16 protein-coding genes, 1 tRNA gene and 1 other annotated feature are annotated in these 16,215 nt (G+C 35.0%); of the genes, 14 read left to right on the forward strand and 3 right to left on the reverse strand.

Features of this window, described 5'->3' with window-relative positions; all coding sequences use genetic code 11:
* Positions 1 to 99: 99 nt before the first annotated feature.
* The 11 genes from ABVZ64_RS04210 (at position 100) to ABVZ64_RS04260 (ending at position 10,903) form a co-directional block, all read left to right on the forward strand.
* A complete protein-coding gene (locus ABVZ64_RS04210; protein ID WP_352399805.1) occupies positions 100 to 396 on the forward strand; it encodes a hypothetical protein in 297 nt (98 codons plus the stop codon).
* Positions 397 to 484: 88 nt separating this feature from the next.
* The gene (locus tag ABVZ64_RS04215) at positions 485 to 1,663 is read left to right on the forward strand and encodes a CapA family protein (protein ID WP_352399806.1); all 1,179 of its coding nucleotides are present in this window, start codon (positions 485 to 487) and stop codon (positions 1,661 to 1,663) included.
* A 77-nt stretch (positions 1,664 to 1,740) separates the two neighbouring features.
* Positions 1,741 to 2,469: a FadR/GntR family transcriptional regulator gene (locus ABVZ64_RS04220; protein WP_352399807.1), complete on the forward strand. Its 729-nt coding sequence runs from the start codon at positions 1,741 to 1,743 to the stop codon at positions 2,467 to 2,469.
* A gap of 224 nt (positions 2,470 to 2,693) precedes the next feature.
* Positions 2,694 to 4,388: an arginine--tRNA ligase gene (gene argS, locus ABVZ64_RS04225; protein WP_352399808.1), complete on the forward strand. Its 1,695-nt coding sequence runs from the start codon at positions 2,694 to 2,696 to the stop codon at positions 4,386 to 4,388.
* Between the two features lie 17 nt (positions 4,389 to 4,405).
* Positions 4,406 to 5,317 (forward strand): YegS/Rv2252/BmrU family lipid kinase, encoded by a 912-nt coding sequence (locus ABVZ64_RS04230; protein ID WP_352399809.1) that lies wholly within the window; start codon positions 4,406 to 4,408, stop codon positions 5,315 to 5,317.
* Between the two features lie 139 nt (positions 5,318 to 5,456).
* Positions 5,457 to 6,230 carry a ParA family protein gene (locus ABVZ64_RS04235; RefSeq protein ID WP_352399810.1) on the forward strand — a complete coding sequence of 258 codons (774 nt, stop codon included), beginning with the start codon at positions 5,457 to 5,459 and terminating at the stop codon, positions 6,228 to 6,230.
* Between the two features lie 3 nt (positions 6,231 to 6,233).
* On the forward strand, positions 6,234 to 7,136 hold the full coding sequence (locus ABVZ64_RS04240; protein ID WP_352399811.1) for a ParB/RepB/Spo0J family partition protein: 903 nt from the start codon (positions 6,234 to 6,236) through the stop codon (positions 7,134 to 7,136).
* A 6-nt stretch (positions 7,137 to 7,142) separates the two neighbouring features.
* Positions 7,143 to 7,961: a DUF4446 family protein gene (locus tag ABVZ64_RS04245; RefSeq protein ID WP_352399812.1), complete on the forward strand. Its 819-nt coding sequence runs from the start codon at positions 7,143 to 7,145 to the stop codon at positions 7,959 to 7,961.
* A gap of 194 nt (positions 7,962 to 8,155) precedes the next feature.
* Positions 8,156 to 8,959 (forward strand): Cof-type HAD-IIB family hydrolase, encoded by an 804-nt coding sequence (locus ABVZ64_RS04250; protein WP_352399813.1) that lies wholly within the window; start codon positions 8,156 to 8,158, stop codon positions 8,957 to 8,959.
* A gap of 116 nt (positions 8,960 to 9,075) precedes the next feature.
* Positions 9,076 to 9,279, forward strand: a binding site (T-box leader).
* Positions 9,280 to 9,355: 76 nt separating this feature from the next.
* Complete coding sequence (gene serS / locus ABVZ64_RS04255) at positions 9,356 to 10,645, forward strand: serine--tRNA ligase (protein WP_352399814.1); 1,290 nt, start codon at positions 9,356 to 9,358, stop codon at positions 10,643 to 10,645.
* A 170-nt stretch (positions 10,646 to 10,815) separates the two neighbouring features.
* A tRNA-Ser gene (locus tag ABVZ64_RS04260) sits at positions 10,816 to 10,903 on the forward strand.
* Between the two features lie 492 nt (positions 10,904 to 11,395).
* Here the strand turns inward: ABVZ64_RS04260 and ABVZ64_RS04265 are convergent.
* Positions 11,396 to 12,121, reverse strand: a complete 726-nt coding sequence (locus ABVZ64_RS04265) for an SIMPL domain-containing protein (RefSeq protein ID WP_352399815.1) — start codon at positions 12,119 to 12,121, stop codon at positions 11,396 to 11,398.
* A 158-nt stretch (positions 12,122 to 12,279) separates the two neighbouring features.
* Here ABVZ64_RS04265 and ABVZ64_RS04270 point away from each other — a divergent pair, with 158 nt between their 5' ends.
* Entirely contained in the window at positions 12,280 to 13,218 is a 939-nt protein-coding gene (locus tag ABVZ64_RS04270) for a carbohydrate kinase family protein (protein WP_352399816.1), read from the forward strand.
* 80 nt (positions 13,219 to 13,298) lie between these two features.
* Here the strand turns inward: ABVZ64_RS04270 and ABVZ64_RS04275 are convergent, their stop codons facing one another.
* A complete protein-coding gene (locus ABVZ64_RS04275) occupies positions 13,299 to 14,378 on the reverse strand; it encodes a PTS sugar transporter subunit IIC (RefSeq protein WP_352399817.1) in 1,080 nt (359 codons plus the stop codon).
* A 319-nt stretch (positions 14,379 to 14,697) separates the two neighbouring features.
* Here ABVZ64_RS04275 and spoIIID point away from each other — a divergent pair, with 319 nt between their 5' ends.
* Positions 14,698 to 14,955, forward strand: coding sequence for a sporulation transcriptional regulator SpoIIID (gene spoIIID, locus ABVZ64_RS04280; RefSeq protein ID WP_352399818.1), 258 nt, complete (start codon positions 14,698 to 14,700; stop codon positions 14,953 to 14,955).
* Positions 14,956 to 14,993: 38 nt separating this feature from the next.
* Here the strand turns inward: spoIIID and ABVZ64_RS04285 are convergent, their stop codons facing one another.
* Positions 14,994 to 15,653 (reverse strand): Crp/Fnr family transcriptional regulator, encoded by a 660-nt coding sequence (locus ABVZ64_RS04285; protein ID WP_352399819.1) that lies wholly within the window; start codon positions 15,651 to 15,653, stop codon positions 14,994 to 14,996.
* 163 nt (positions 15,654 to 15,816) lie between these two features.
* Between ABVZ64_RS04285 and ABVZ64_RS04290 the strand changes: the two genes are divergently transcribed.
* Complete coding sequence (locus ABVZ64_RS04290) at positions 15,817 to 16,197, forward strand: desulfoferrodoxin family protein (RefSeq protein ID WP_352399955.1); 381 nt, start codon at positions 15,817 to 15,819, stop codon at positions 16,195 to 16,197.
* Positions 16,198 to 16,215 lie beyond the last annotated feature (18 nt).

Here is a 16,215-nt window from a genome sequence, read left to right on the forward strand (position 1 = left end):
AATATATAAATAGATTAGAAATTTTGATGATTATTTGACAAAATTTGCGTAGACTGCTAGAATCGGAGTATAGACAAAAAGACCGAGGTGTATAGGAAGATGTGGGATATAGAGTTTATTTTAGCTTTGGGGAAAGTGCTTTCATTGGTTCTATGTATGGTTTTTATTGAAGGGGTTGTTGCAAGCAGACCAAGTCAAAATTCTAAGTGGACAGGATTAATTTTACCTATGATTATGGTATTGCTTTCTATTTGGGTGTATTTCACTTGGAAAAACTGGATTTATTTTGTTTTGGTTTTTGGTCCTGCTTTATTATGTTGGTTTATTTATTTTATTTGCCGTCGTTCTATTAAAAATGGCACGGCCTTAAGCCTGCAAGAAGAAGAAAATAATTAATTTTTATGGGAAATAGACAAATACTATATTTGTCTATTTTTGAATTTTTACTGAGTATTTTTTAATTTTGATAACTAGGGGGTGTCCAATGAAGAAAAGTTTCGTTTTGCTTTTAGCTTGTATTATACTTACTGCATGCTCTATGCAGGAAAAACAGGAGTTTTTTGTGTCTGGTGGTATGAGTAAACCATTTGTAAAAGAAGCAAAGATAGCTGTGGTTGGAGACATTATGGTGCACGACTATCAGTATAACGAGGCATATGACTCTACCACTGGCACATATAATTTTATGCATAATTTTCAGGATGTTAAAAAATATTTTGATGGTTATGATTTGGTATTGGGTAATCTAGAATTAACATTTGGAGGAGCTGATAGGGGTTATTCATCCTTTCCTTGCTTTAACACGCCTGATTCTTTTTTAGATGTAATCAAAGATGCTGGGTTTGATGTTTTGACCACAGCCAATAACCATAGTATGGATACTGGAAAAAGTGGATTAATTCGCACCCTGGACAAGCTGGATGAGTATGGGATTGAGCATATTGGAACTTATCGCTCCCAAGAAGAACGGGATAAAATCTTGGTGAAAGAGGTAAATGGAATTAAGTTTGCATTTTTATCCTATACCTATGGAACAAATGGCATTCCTGTGCCGGATTCTTATTTAGTTAACTTAATAGATGATGATCAGATGACCATGGATATCAAAAAAGCTAGGGAAATAGCTGATGTAGTTGTAGTAATGCCCCATATGGGTAATGAATATGAATCTTATCCCAGGGATATTTTTAAAGAATGGGCAGATTTGATGTTTATTGCAGGGGCAGATATTATACTTGCTAGCCATCCCCATGTTTTACAACCCATGGAGTATAGAAAAATTGATCATGGCTATGGTGTGCACGATGGATTTATTATTTATTCATTAGGAAATTTTATATCGTCTCAAACAACTCCACCCAGAAATGCATCCATTGTTTTGCACTTAACTGTGGAACAAGTGGGAAATGAACCACCAAATGTGAAAGAGGTATCCTTTGTGCCGATTTGGACCCAATTTAGAAATGCTCAAAATGAAAATGATTTTGTTGTTCGTAGTGTATATGAAATGTTAACCTTAGAACAGAGTGAAAAAGATAAATTAATACGCAGGAAGGACCAAAAACGACTAGAAGAAGTTCATACTGAAACAGCATCCTTCCTTCTAAATAAAGAAGTTCCCCTTTCTGAAATCCAAGAAGAATATGTGTTGCAAAAATATTGAAAATGCTTGTCATGCAACGATAACAATGATAAAATAGAAACAAAATTGTTAAAAAAGAAACATATGGGAGGAACTGTATGGACAGAGACTATCTTGCGGAAAATATAGTCTATTTGACTAAAGATTTAGGTAAATGCAATATTTCCCAAAATTTGTTCCAGCGTTTCAAAGAGTTAATAATGGGCGGGCAGCTTCCCGCAGGATATATGTTACCTAACGAAAATATTGTAAGTGACATGTTAAGTGTGGGACGCAGTACGTTGAGAGAGGCATATACGGCTTTGGCAGTGTTTGGTTTCATTCGTAGATCCAAGGCTGGTACGTTTGTAAATGAGATTGATAATATCGTAAATATTGCCCCGTTTTGTATTACTGTTGAAAATTCTGATTTGGGTGACCTTTTAGAATTTAGATATATGTTGGAGGCTGAAACGGCTAGTTATGCAGCTAAAAGAGCAACGCCGGAAGATATTGCAGACTTAACATTTTGCTATGAAAAAATGATAGAAAGTAAGAATGATGTGAATTTATTTGTTGATTACGACTCTATGTTTCATATGCAAGTATCAGCAGCAACACATAATAAACTTCTTATGAGTACAATGATTGCAGCAAAGGAATCCTTTGAAAAAGGAATTCGGCTAGCTCTTAGGGAATCTCTTACCCAAAATCCAAGAGCGATTGATGTAACCATTGATTTGCACGGCAAACTTTTGAATGCAATTAAAAATGGAGATTATCAAACAGCATATGCCATAATGAGAGAACATATTTCTTATGTAAACTTAACAGTAAAATATGGCTAAGGTTATAAAGTAATCAAAATGGGCATCTTTGAAATAGAGCACTGTGAAACTCTATTTGGGATGCCTTTTTCTATTGAAAGTTAAAATGTTATGTCTTTTTGAATTGGTGTTTTCCTTGATTTTACAAGGTTTTTGTGATAAAGTTGAAAGAAGTATGCACTATTTTGTATATATTGAAATGAATTAAATTTTTGATCGCTTATTCTGATTGGAGGATTCATAATATGGATTTTAAAGTGGAGGTTGCTAAGCTTTTAGCAGCAGCAGCTGATGTATCATTTGAGGATGCTTTAGCCACAGTAGAAATACCTGCAAATAAAACAATGGGAGATTTTGCATATCCTTGTTTCCGTTTAGCAAAAGTATTTCGTAAAGCGCCCCCTATGATTGCACAGGAAATTGTAGAAAAACTTGATAAACCAGAATTTATTGAACAAATTCAAGTTGTAGGTGCTTATGTTAACTTTTATATCAATAAAGGAGTATACGCCCAAGCTGTTTTGAAAGATGTTTTAAAAGATAAAGATAACTATGGAAAGAGTGACATTGGCAATGGAAAGACCATTGTCATTGATTACTCTTCTCCAAATATTGCAAAGCCTTTTCATGTTGGTCACCTTCGTTCCACTGTAATTGGTAATGCAATTTATAAAATTCATGAAGAACTGGGATACAATTGTGTTGGTGTTAATCACCTTGGCGATTGGGGTACTCAGTTTGGCAAACTTATTGTTGCTTATCGTAATTGGGGTAGTAAGGAAGCTGTTGAAAATAACGGAATACAGGAATTAATGCGTATTTATGTTAAATTTCATGATGAAGCAGAAAATAATCCGTCCTTGGATGATGAAGCAAGACTTTGGTTTGTAAAAATGCAGGAGGGGGATCAAGAGGCTCTTACCCTGTGGAAGTGGTTTTATGAAATTAGTATCAAAGAATTTGAGCGCGTTTATGAAATGTTGGGTGTAAAATTTGATGTTTATACAGGAGAAAGCTTTTACAATGATAAAATGGCTCCTGTTGTAGAAGAATTGAAGAATAAAAACATTCTGAAAGAAAGTGAAGGTGCACTGATTGTCGACTTGGAAGACAAGAATATGCCCCCTTGTTTGATTATTCGAAAAGATGGCGGAACATTATATGCAACAAGAGATATTACTGCCGCACTTTATCGTAAAAAGACGTATAACTTTGAGAAATGTATCTACTTGACAGCGTTGGATCAAAATTTGCACTTTGCACAGTGGTTTGAAGTCATTCATAAAATGGGATATGATTGGTATAAAGACCTGATTCATGTTCCTTTTGGATTGGTAAGCCTAGATAGTGGAAAATTATCTACACGTCATGGAAATGTGGTTTTAATGGAAGATTTGTTAAGTCAAGCTATTGGGGAAACCAAAAAAATAATAGAGGAAAAAAATCCGGGTTTGGAAAATAAAGAAGAAGTTTCGAAACAGGTAGGTATTGGTGCAGTTATTTTTAATGATTTGTACAATGGGCGTATTAAAGACGTTGTTTTCTCCTGGGAGAGAATGTTGAACTTTGATGGAGAAACTGGACCTTATGTGCAGTATACACATGCAAGGGCTTGCAGTATTTTAAAGCGTGCAGGAGAAATTTCTTTTGAAAACATTGAATATTCTAAACTTTCTGACGATGCCTCATTGGATATTTGTAAACTACTTGAAGCATATCCAGATAAAATTAGAGATGCTGCCAATAAATTAGAGCCTTCAGTTGTAACACGTCATTTGGTTGCAATTGCTCAAGCATTTAATAAGTTCTATCATGATAATCCCATCTTAAATAGTGAAGAAGAAGTAAGACAAGCTCGTTTGGCAATAGTTGTTGCAGTTAAAACTGTAATGAAACAAGGTTTAAATCTTTTAGGTATTGATGCACCTGAACAAATGTAAAAGCGAGGTGTTTTAGCATGAAAAAGCTAAAGCTAATTTATAACCCTTTCTCAGGTAATAAAAGTTTCAAGTTTGACTTAGATGTATGCATTGGCATTTTTCAAGAAGGTGGATATGAAGTACATCCTTTTCGTTCTATGGCAGAAGGTGATATTTCAAAACATATTTCTAAAATGGATGATGACTATGATGTTATTGTTGCTTCTGGTGGGGATGGTACAATTAATATAGTTTTAAATGCATTAATGAGCCGAAATTTAAATATACCTTTAGGTATTATTCCTTCAGGTACTGCAAACGATTTTGCCACATATTTAGGATTTAAAAATGGGCAAGTTGAGGAAAGTTGCCGGGCAATTATTAGTACAAGTCCCGTTCCCATTGATTTAGGAATTGTAAATGACAAAACTTATTTTATCAATGTTTGTGCCGGTGGTCTTTTAACCAATGTTTCTCAAACAGTGGATAAAGATGTAAAAAATGCTTTAGGAAGTCTTTCTTATTATTTAAAAGGAGTTGAACAGATACCTAGTTTTCATAAAATTCCTTTTAGAATTACAACTAGTAAGGAAGTGATTGAGGAATATTTGTATCTTTACATGATAATGAATAGTGCGGGAACAGGAGGCTTTACAAAACTTTCACCTCAGGCTTCCATTCAAGATGGAATGTTTGAATTTTTAGCAATCAGAGCAAAACCCCTTATTGAATTACCTCCTGTTTTTCTGAAGATGCTGACGGGGGATCATATTAATGATACAAAAAATATTCTTTATTTAAGAGATAATTATTTTAAAATTGAATGTCTGCAAGATGATTTTAAAATAATGGAATCTACAGTTGATGGGGAGATGGGACCTAAAATGCCTTTTGAATTAAAGGTTATTCCTAAGGCAATTAAAGTATTTGTGAGCCCAAAAAGAATGTAAATGTTTCACGTGAAACATAGGGATTATAACAAAAATATTAAAACAGTAATGTTTCACGTGAAACATTGCTGTTTTTCTTTTCATTCCATCAGGGATGTGCTATAATTTTTTCAGATATGGAAAGAAAGGCGGGAGAACTATGGGTAAAGTTAGGGTTATCGCGGTGACAAACCAGAAAGGTGGCGTAGGTAAAACAACTACTGCTATCAATTTATCTGCAAGTCTTGCGGCTAACGGAAAAAAAGTACTTGTTATAGATGCAGATCAGCAGGGGAATACCACTAGTGGCCTCGGCCTTGATAAAAATAATTTGGAAGTTACAATCTATAATATCTTTTTAGGAGAAGCAACAATTGTGGAGGTAAAACAACCTACTTGCGTTGATGGGTTAGAAGTGCTTCCAGCAAATATAAGCCTTACTGGGGCAGAGATAGAGCTGATTGGGAAGGAAGAAAGAGAATTTATATTGCGAGAAGAATTGGGTAAAATAAAAGATGAATATGATTTTATTATTATAGATTGTCCACCCTCTCTTAATTTAATTACAATAAATGCTTTAACCGCAGCAGATACTGTTTTAGTACCTATTCAATGTGAATACTTTGCATTGGAAGGGCTGGAGCAATTACTACATACCATTAACTTGGTTAAAAAAAGATTAAACCCCTACCTAGAAATAGAAGGAATTGTTTTTACAATGTATGATGCAAGAACAAATTTGTCATTACAAGTGGTAGAAGAGGTTAAGCGTAGCCTAGGTAGTAATGTATATAGAAGCATTATTCCCAGAAATGTACGTCTGGGCGAGGCGCCAAGTCATGGCTTGCCAATACACCTATATGACCCTAAATCAAAAGGAGCAGAGAGTTATTCACTTTTGGCAGAAGAAGTTATAGAAAAGGAGTGGAGTTGATCCATGGCTGCAAAAAAAATGGGACTAGGATCTAAAGGAATGGGCATAGAAGCGCTGATTAATAATAAATTAGAAGATTTTAAAGAAACTGGAAAAGAAGTAAACAGATCCAACGTTTGGGAATTGGATATGGATATGATTGAGCCAAACCGCAAGCAGCCAAGAAAGTATTTTGATGAAATAGCACTTGAAGAGCTTGCAGCATCAATTAAAAATTATGGAATGATTCAACCAGTGGTTGTAAGGAAAAATAAAGATTACTATGAAATAATTGCTGGAGAAAGACGATGGAGGGCAGCAAAAATAGCAGGACTAAAGAAAATTCCTGTTATCGAAAAAAAATGGAAAGAAGCTGAGGCCTTTGAAGCAGCTCTTGTTGAAAACTTGCAAAGAGAAGATTTAAATCCAATTGAGGAAGCTGAAAGTTACCGTCGACTTCAAGAAGAGTTTGGATTGAATCAAGAACAAATTTCAGCAAAAGTGGGAAAAAGTCGCTCTACAATAACAAATTCATTGCGTTTGCTGCAACTTGATAATCGTGTATTGAATTTTGTTGTTGAAAATAAACTAACAAGTGGTCATGCAAGAACCTTATTACCTATTATAGATGGTGAGCGACAATTTGAATTAGCTGAACATATTATTGAAGAAGAACTAAGTGTTAGAGCAACAGAATCACTGGTTAAAGCAGAATTAAGCCAAAAAGAAACTGCAAAAAATGCAAAAAAAGAAGAAAATACCCAAAAAAATGCCAATCAAAAAGCTGTTGAGGAAGAGTTGAAAACTATTTTTTCTACTAGAGTCAAAATTAATCAAATGAAAAACAAGGGAAAAATTGAAATAACATATTATTCTCAAGAAGATTTGGATAGACTTATTACCATTATGAAAAGAATGGAAGGATAATTATCAATGGAAATGTTACAAGATTATATCATATATATCCTTTTAGGGTTAGGAATAGCCGTGCTTGTACTTTTCATTCTGTGCATCGTATTATTTGTTAAGTTAAGTAGACAAAAGAAAAAATACGAATTTTTTATGGGTGCAAACCGAAGACCTAGCCATAATTTAGAAATGAAACTTGAAAAGTATTATGAAACATCAAAATCAATAGAAGAGAAGTATGGCAAGCTGCTGGATATGGTTACAGATATGGATAAAACCATGAAAAGCAATATTCAAAAAGTTGGATTGATTCGTTATAATCCTTTCGATGAAATGGGTGGCAATTTATGTTTTGCTTTAGCGCTGCTGGACGGGGAAGATAATGGCGTGGTTTTAAATGGTATTCATAGCCGAACAGGCTCTTTTACCTATGCCAAACCCATCCAGATGGGTGTAAGTATCTATATGCTTTCTGATGAAGAAATAAAGGCTGTTGAAATGGCCAAAGATCGGGCGTATCATCCTGAGCACGAAAAAGTAGTTAAAATTAAATTCAAGCCAACTTTCAGAAGGAAAGATAAAGTTCCTGTAATGGAGGAGCAAATTCACCTGGAAATAGTAGAAGATGATGGGTCAGTAGAGATGAGTGTAGACTTGGGCGATGTAACATTAGCTGAAAAAGAACAAATTTTACAGGAAGAAATGATAGCTAGTCAAATTGCAGCGGTAGAGATCATGAATGATGATACGGTTGATTTTGATAATGAATTTTGTGAAGAAAGTATTGTCGAAGAATCACCTATTTTTATAAAAAAGCAGGTGGAAGACGAAGAAAATAAATAAAAATAGGGTGGAAAAAGGAAAAACTAGTTTTCCTAAGAACCACCCTTTTTTATTACAGAAATGTGGATATGTGTATAAATTATGGGGAAAATGTGGATAACAAAAGGTAATATTATGAAAACAAAGAAAAATCGTGAGAAAATTATATAGTTATCCACAAAATGTTGATAACTTAGTTTAAGAAGGAGAAGTTTATGGGATACAAAATGATTTTTTCTGATATGGATGGAACATTACTAAAAAATGATACTGACGTGTCAGAAAGAAATAAAGAAGCAATTCAAAAAGCTGTAGAAAAAGGCGTTCAGTTTGTAATTTGTACAGGCAGAGGTGTATTTGGTGTTGAGCGTTATCTAGAGGAGTTGCATTTGATTGGGAAAGAGGGGTATGTAATCTGCCAAAATGGTGGAGCAGTCTATGATTTAAGAGATATGTCTTTAGCCATAAAGGAAAGTTTTTCGCCAAAAATTTTTGCCCCCATTGTGAATTATGCCAGAAAATTAGACTTAGAACTTTATTATTATGATGACCGAATTTTTATGGCTGAAACGGAAAGTGAGCGTGTAAAAAAATACTGTCAAGTAATGGGAAACTCTGTAAAAATAATGGAAGATCCTCTTTCACATGAGGGTGAGTTTACAAAATGTCTGATTACAGGTGAAAAACAAAAGCTACTTCTGGTGCAGAAAAAGGTAAAAGAAATTGCAAGTGACGAACTGGATTGTTTTTTTTCAAGCAAAATCTTTATGGAAGTTGTTAAAAAAGGTGTAAGCAAGGGTAATATAATGGAAGAGACAGCCAAAAAAGCCGGAGTACCTATTCATTTGGTGATTGCTGTTGGTGATAGTGACAATGATATTTCTATGATAAAAAAAGCAGGATTGGGTATTGCTGTGGCTAATGCAGAACCAGAAGTAAAAGAAATTGCTGATTTTGTTACAGAAAATAGGTGTGAAGAAGATGCAATCGCAGAAATTATAGAAAAGTTTATACTTTAAGTTAACATAACACACAACTTATTAGAAATAATGATTGAAAATAAAAAGCTTAGAAAAAAGTATTGATTTTTATTGACAGTTTGGGATATAATAGTGGGGCAAATAGCGTGTGGCGAAAACTCGCCCATAGGAAAGCTAAGTTTTCTGTATTTCTTCAGAGAGTCGGCGTTTGGTGCGAGCCGATGAGAGAAAGAAAATGCTCCACTTTCTTAGCTGCCGATGAAAGTCGGAAGGGTAAGCCCTTTATCGCTGATTTAAGAGGTTCGAAATAATTTTCGGGCAATCTGGGTGGCAACGCGGGAAATACTCTCGTCCCTGTTTTTTATGGGATTGGGGGTTTTTTTATTGCTCCGATTTCCCAAATTCGGTATATATAAGATAGAAGGAGGAAAAAAGATGTTAGATATTAAATTTGTAAGAGAAAATCCAGAAGTAGTAAAAGAAAATATTAGAAAGAAATTTCAAGATAACAAATTACCTTTGGTGGATGAGGTGATTGCATTAGACCTTGAAAACAGAGCTATTAAGCAGGAAGTTGAAGTGCTTCGTGCAGAAAGAAATAAACTTTCCAAGGAAATTGGCGGTTTAATGGCAAAAGGCTTAAAAGAAGAAGCAGAACAAGTAAAAGCTAAAATTGCTGCAGAAGCTGCAAGAGTAGATGAGTTAACAATAAAAGAAAAAGACGTTGAAGAAAAGATCAAGAAAATAATGATGACAATCCCCAATATCATTGATCCTTCTGTTCCTATCGGTAAAGATGATAGTGAAAACGTAGAAGTTCAGAAATATGGTGATCCTGTTGTACCAGATTTTGAAATTCCATACCATACAGAAATTATGGAAAGATTTAACGGTATTGATTTAGAAGGAGCAAGAAGAGTTGCAGGTAATGGTTTTTACTATTTAATGGGTGATGTTGCCCGTTTGCATTCTGCAATTTTGGCATATGCCAGAGACTTTATGATTGATCGTGGGTTCACGTATTGTATTCCACCGTTTATGATTCGTAGCAACGTAGTTACAGGGGTAATGAGCTTTGCTGAAATGGATGCAATGATGTATAAAATTGAAGGTGAGGATTTATATCTCATTGGTACTAGCGAGCATTCTATGATTGGTAAATTTATCGATACAATGAGCAAAGAAGAAGAATTACCTTATACATTAACCAGCTATTCTCCTTGTTTCCGTAAAGAAAAAGGTGCTCATGGTATTGAAGAACGTGGTGTATACCGTATACATCAATTTGAAAAACAAGAAATGATTGTTGTTTGTAAACCTGAAGAAAGCCCTATGTGGTATGATAAACTGTGGCAAAACACTGTTGATTTGTTCCGTACAATGGACATTCCAGTGCGTACATTGGAATGTTGCTCTGGCGACTTAGCAGATTTAAAGGTAAAATCTGTTGATGTTGAAGCTTGGTCACCAAGACAGAACAAATACTTCGAAATTGGTAGTTGCTCCAACTTGGGCGAAGCACAGGCAAGAAGATTGGGTATCCGTGTTGCAGGGGAAGATGGCAAAAAGTATTTTGCACACACCTTAAATAACACCGTTGCAGCGCCTCCTAGAATGTTAATTGCTTTCTTGGAAAACAATTTACAGGCAGATGGTTCTGTACGTATCCCAGAAGTATTGCGTCCTTATATGGGTGGAATTGAGAAAATGGTACCTAAAAATTAATTTGTAAAATGAGGGGGCGGAGATTTTCAAAGCCCCCTAAATCAAACAAAAGAAGAAAAATAATATTTAAAATATATATCATTAAATTTTTATGGAAACTTGGGTAAATTATTAGAATTTGATTGACAAGATTAATAAAAAATGTTATGATATTTTGGCAGTAAGCGTTTGGAGAAGTACTCAAGAGGCTGAAGAGGTGCCCCTGCTAAGGGTATAGGTCGTTAACGCGGCGCGAGGGTTCAAATCCCTCCTTCTCCGTCCAAAAACAGATAAAAAGGTTTTCCTTTTTATCTGTTTTTATTTTGTAGAAAAAAATCACGTGTGAGGCACGTAGATGTTTACTATAGACATTTGGTTTACCATGTATTAGGGCATAAAAATATATTGATTACATGATAGTAGGGGTGCATAGTGATTGTATCTCAAATATGAAAAGGAAGCCTTGAGTTATATAAAAAACTTATGGTTAAAGATATGGTAAGATGTAAAAAATATAGATTCTATAAATTTATGGATACAATTTATCATTCTTATGAAAGGTAGAAAAAACAATTAATTGTAGCTGAGTATGTAGAATCCTTCAGGGGATCTAAAGGCTCTAATTTTCTATTACCACAGACAAAAATGGGGATATGATTTTTTTAAAAATGGCAGGAAATGAATTGGAAAAAAACCCATTATTATACTATTTCATCAATAAGAAAAACCCATACCACTTATAACTTAAATGGTACGGGTTCTTTTTATTGATCAGATTTCATAGGTAGCAGTAATGCTAGCAGAAATTTGAATTTTATCATAGTTGATTACTGTACCACCGGCAGTGTTACCATAAGCAGTGTCTGCCAAAGCTTTTTCTCTGTAAGAGGATTCCTCAAATGAGGAGTAAGATGCATGCTCTACAACGGATTGAATCTGGCCAAGAGGCGTTCCATAAGCAGCAGCAATAGCAGAAGCAGAGGAAGATGCATTTTTTACTGCAGCCTTTAATGCTTCTCCATAATACTTTGAAGGATCCTCTATGGAAAAAATAGCGCTGTTAAAGCCTGTTGCACCTGCACTTAAAGCGGCATCAACATATGCTCCTACATTATCAATATCTTTAAGGGTTACATCAATACTGGTGTTTGCAGTATAACTAGAAATGTTTCTTTTTTGCGTAATGTCGTCGTATGTGTAGGAGGGATAAACGTAAGAATATCCAGTAATAATTTTATCTTTTGGCACACCCATTTGCTCTAATTTTTCAACTACGTTAGCAGAAATTTTGTTGTTTTCTTTTTGAGCGGAGCTTGCTGTTTTTCCCATTGTTTGAATGGACAATGATACCTGAGCTGTATCGGGTTGAACTTTAACAACTCCTGTGCCATTGGTGGTAATAAAATTACCCTCTGCAGCAAATACTGACGTGGCAGAACCAAACAAAAGCACCGTTGCAAGAGAAGTAGTAATAAACACTTGTTTCAAATTTTTCATATTCTTGTCCTCCTTTTACCTTAAAAAATCATACAATATTTTCCACTCTTTTAGACGTGGAAATTTTCTCTCAGTTCCCTTAAAAAAGAAAATATTCGATTTTTATTGGATATATGTTATACTTGAGAAAGTGAATTCAGTTAGGAGAGAGTGAAGTTATGAAACAAACATTGGTAATTGGTTCTTCCGTTGTGGATGTTATTGTAAATATTCCTCACTTACCTGTAACGGGAGAGGATGTTCATATATCAAAGCAAAGTCGTTCCTTAGGGGGCTGCGCATATCTAACCTCAGATATTTTGCGTCTGTTTTCTGCACCGTATAGCCTTTGTACAGCCGTTGGTGGTGGTATTTATGGAAATTTCGTTTTAGAAAAATTGAGAGAAAGGGGCGTCAAAGTTTATGTAAGACGGCCTGAAGAAGAAAATGGTTGTTGTTATTGTATGGTTGAAGAGGGAGGGGAAAGAACCTTTATCGTTGACCATGGTATTGAGTATACCTTTTATGAATCCTATTTAGAAAATATTAAAACACAAACCATTGATAGTGTTTATATCTGTGGGTTGGAAATAGAAGAGTATACGGGAATGAACATAATTCATTATTTAAAAAAACATCCAGAGTACCAAATTTATTTTTCTCCAAGTCCAAGAATTATGAAAATTGATAGACAAAGAATTGATGAGGTTTTGAAGCTTCATCCGATCATGCATTTAAATGAAAAAGAAATTATGGATTTTGTAGGGGCAGACTCCGTAGAGCAGGCAGCCAGAGTTTTGTTTTCTAAAACCCAACGCCCTGTAATTGTAACTTTAGGAGATAAAGGGTCATATTGCTTTGATGGAAAGGCAGATTTATTTGCTCCTCCTGTAAAAACAAAAGTGGTTGATACCATTGGTGCGGGGGATTCTCATATGGGTGCTGTCATTGCATCCAGAAGATTTGGTTTGTCTTTTTCCGAGGCTATAGAGGTGGCAAATTATATTTCAGCGGCAGTGGTAGCCAAAGAGGGTGGTCTTCTTGAGGAGAAGGATTTTAAAGCAGCACTGAATAAAATGCCACTCAATTTGCAACAAAAATTTTTATTACAAGTTTGATTTTTTCAAATTTAGAATCATACTATGAAACTTATAAAAAATAGAAAGGCGAAGTTAGTTGAACTTCGCCTTTCTATTTTTTATAAGTTTAATTTTAAATCATTTTCTCTGATCCAGCCTATTTTTCTAAGAATATATGCAAAAAGTAACGTGAAAACAGCAGGTAGAAAGAAACAAATTAATCCCATTCCTAACCAGTCAAATGCTGTAATTGCTTCTTTGGTTCCTGATGTAATATCATTCACCCAACCAGTGTACAAACCAATTTGACCAACAAACCCACAAGTACCCATGCCAGATGCTACGGCATCACCATTCATTTTCATCTGAAAAATACAGGTAGCAATTGGCCCAGTTAGAGCAGAGGCCAGTGTGGGAGGAATCCAAATTTTTGGATTTCGTACGATATTACCCATTTGTAGCATTGAGGTGCCGATACCCTGTGCAAACAATCCACCCCATTTGTTTTCCGGAAAACTCATAACTGCAAACCCAATCATCTGTGCGCAACAACCAGCAACGGCGGCACCACCAGCAAGTCCTGTAAGGCCAAGTGTAGCACATATGGCTGCACTACTGATGGGAAGTGTTAATGCGATACCCACAATTACAGAAACCAATATGCCCATCAAAAAAGGCTGAAGTTCCGTGGCCCACATAATGGTTTTACCCACTCCATTTGCGGCAGCACCTAAAGAGGGACCCCACCACATGGATAATAATATACCAATAACAATTGTAACAGATGGGGTTACCAAAATATCAATTTTTGTTTCTCTTGATACTGCTTTACCAAATTCTGCAGCAAAGAGGGTGACAACAAATACGGCTAGAGGGCCCCCTGCTCCACCAAGGCTGTTGGCAGCTCCACCTACGGCAATTAAAGAAAATAAAACAAGTGGGGGACACTTTAATGCATATCCTATGGCAACTGCCATTGCAGATCCAGTAACACCTTTGGCAAAGCCGCCAATTTCAACTAAAATTTCAATTCCAAGTTGCTGCCCTAATGTTGAAATAATCGTACCAATAAGCAACGAAGCAAATAACCCTTGTGCCATTGCGCCTAGGGCTTCAATTCCATAGCGTTTGGCAGAAAACTCAATGTCTTTACGCTTTAAAAATGAACCAAAACCCTGGTCAGTATCCTTTTTATTCATAGTAGCCTCCCTTAAAAACTCATAAACACTTTTTTTTTTGAATATTTAAACATTATTATACATTCTAGCCTCTTGGAAAACAATGCATTTTTATAAAAAACTCCTTTTTGTTTCAGAAAAAATGTTGTATAAATAATAGATTATAATAGTATGATATACGAAATAAATAGTCTAAACTAAATTTGTACAAAAAATAAAAGATTTTCGTTTCTTAGTTTAGAAAAAATATACTTCTTTTAGAAATCCCGAAAAAGGTTCATATATGACAATGGTGTTCGCATATAAATAATCCAAGATGATCTTTAGGGGAGTGCTACGGTTGAAAACATATATCGAAGAGAGGGCGGTAGAGGTGGCAAAATTTATGATCCATACTAACGCCACTGTCAGAGAGACGGCTAAAAAATTTGGAATCAGTAAGTCCACGGTACATAAAGATATTACAGATCGTGTGGAACGTATTGATCCTGAGTTGGCCCAGTCCGTTCGTCGTGTGCTTGAAGTCAACAAAGCAGAACGTCATATTAGAGGTGGTATGGCCACCAAAGAAAAATATCTGCATAGGTTAAAAGGTTAAAAATTATTTATGTAAGGAAAAGCTGACACAAATTTGTGTCAGCTTTTTTGCGTATAATTAATATAAATTTTCTTACCATGAATTTTTACAATTTCATCCTCTTTCATTTTTTTTAATTCCCTCATCATTGCACTGCGATCAATACATAGATAATTTGCCAAAGCCAGAAACGAAAAAGGTAGTTGAAAATAATTAGTACCTGTTTTTGCCGATTGTACTCGGAAATAACATAAAAGTTTTTCGCGAATTGTACGATGGCTTAAAATATCCACTTTTTCTGTTAAACTAGAAATTTTTTCTGACATAAAGGAAAGTAAGTTTTCAATTACGATTGTATGATGTGCGCAGGCATTGCTACATCGTTTTGTAATTTGGGATTTATCAACAAAAAGTATGGTACAATCTTTTTCACAAAGCACAATAAATTCATCTTCATGTTGATAAAAGGAAAATGCAGCACCAAAGATACCTGAGTTTTCAATGTACTCTAGCATATCTAATGTGCCATCTGCATTAATGCGATTGATAGAAACACAGCCATGGTAAAGCAGGCCTACTTTTTGGCAGCCTTCCCCATAGACAGAAACAGTATCCTTTTCACGGAAAGATTTCTTTTCGCCTTCAAAACAAACAATCATTTTTTCCATATCTTCAATGGATACCCCTGTAAAAATTGGGTTTTTTATCAAATTATCCATAAAAACACTCCTAATTGTTGCAAATGCAACAGTAATATGTTTGTGAATATGCTATCATATATTTACAAAAATGTAAAGTTGATTTTTTTCAAGTATGGAAACAGCAAAAAAGGAAAAAGTAAAAGGTGAATATAAACAAAGGAATATGAAGGAGGAAAAAATGATGAAACCAAGATTTTTTAGATGTAACCACTGCAAAAATATTATTATGATGGTAGAAGACAAAGGTGTTCCCGTTGTTTGTTGTGGAGAAAAGATGCAGGAATTGAAGGCCAATACAAGCGATGGTGCAACAGAAAAACACGTACCTGTTGTAACTGTTGAAGGCAATCATGTGAAAGTGTTTGTTGGTGAAGTAACTCATCCTATGTTAGAAGAGCATCATATTGCTTGGATTTATTTAGAAACAACAAAAGGCGGACAGATTAAATATTTAGATCATACAGGTGCCCCTGAAGCTGTATTTGTTTTGGCAGATAATGAGAAATTAGTTGCTGCTTATGAATACTGTAATTTACATGGTCTTTGGAAGCACGAGGCATAATATAAAACAAACCAAAAG

This window comes from Anaerotignum sp., assembly GCF_040307045.1.
Classification (GTDB): Bacteria; Bacillota; Clostridia; order Lachnospirales; family Anaerotignaceae; genus Chakrabartyella.

Bases quoted from the DNA above. Each gene is read 5' to 3' on its own strand.
- argS (WP_352399808.1), top strand. From the start codon at position 2,694: ATGGATTTTAAAGTGGAGGTTGCTAAGCTTTTAGCAGCAGCAGCTGAT.
- ABVZ64_RS04285 (WP_352399819.1), bottom strand. From the start codon at position 15,653: ATGGATAATTTGATAAAAAACCCAATTTTTACAGGGGTATCCATTGAA.
- ABVZ64_RS04235 (WP_352399810.1), top strand. From the start codon at position 5,457: ATGGGTAAAGTTAGGGTTATCGCGGTGACAAACCAGAAAGGTGGCGTA.
- ABVZ64_RS04220 (WP_352399807.1), top strand. From the start codon at position 1,741: ATGGACAGAGACTATCTTGCGGAAAATATAGTCTATTTGACTAAAGAT.
- ABVZ64_RS04245 (WP_352399812.1), top strand. From the start codon at position 7,143: ATGGAAATGTTACAAGATTATATCATATATATCCTTTTAGGGTTAGGA.
- ABVZ64_RS04240 (WP_352399811.1), top strand. From the start codon at position 6,234: ATGGCTGCAAAAAAAATGGGACTAGGATCTAAAGGAATGGGCATAGAA.
- ABVZ64_RS04250 (WP_352399813.1), top strand. From the start codon at position 8,156: ATGGGATACAAAATGATTTTTTCTGATATGGATGGAACATTACTAAAA.
- ABVZ64_RS04210 (WP_352399805.1), top strand. From the start codon at position 100: ATGTGGGATATAGAGTTTATTTTAGCTTTGGGGAAAGTGCTTTCATTG.
- ABVZ64_RS04265 (WP_352399815.1), bottom strand. From the start codon at position 12,121: ATGAAAAATTTGAAACAAGTGTTTATTACTACTTCTCTTGCAACGGTG.
- serS (WP_352399814.1), top strand. From the start codon at position 9,356: ATGTTAGATATTAAATTTGTAAGAGAAAATCCAGAAGTAGTAAAAGAA.
- ABVZ64_RS04275 (WP_352399817.1), bottom strand. From the start codon at position 14,378: ATGAATAAAAAGGATACTGACCAGGGTTTTGGTTCATTTTTAAAGCGT.
- ABVZ64_RS04290 (WP_352399955.1), top strand. From the start codon at position 15,817: ATGAAACCAAGATTTTTTAGATGTAACCACTGCAAAAATATTATTATG.
- ABVZ64_RS04270 (WP_352399816.1), top strand. From the start codon at position 12,280: ATGAAACAAACATTGGTAATTGGTTCTTCCGTTGTGGATGTTATTGTA.
- ABVZ64_RS04230 (WP_352399809.1), top strand. From the start codon at position 4,406: ATGAAAAAGCTAAAGCTAATTTATAACCCTTTCTCAGGTAATAAAAGT.
- ABVZ64_RS04215 (WP_352399806.1), top strand. From the start codon at position 485: ATGAAGAAAAGTTTCGTTTTGCTTTTAGCTTGTATTATACTTACTGCA.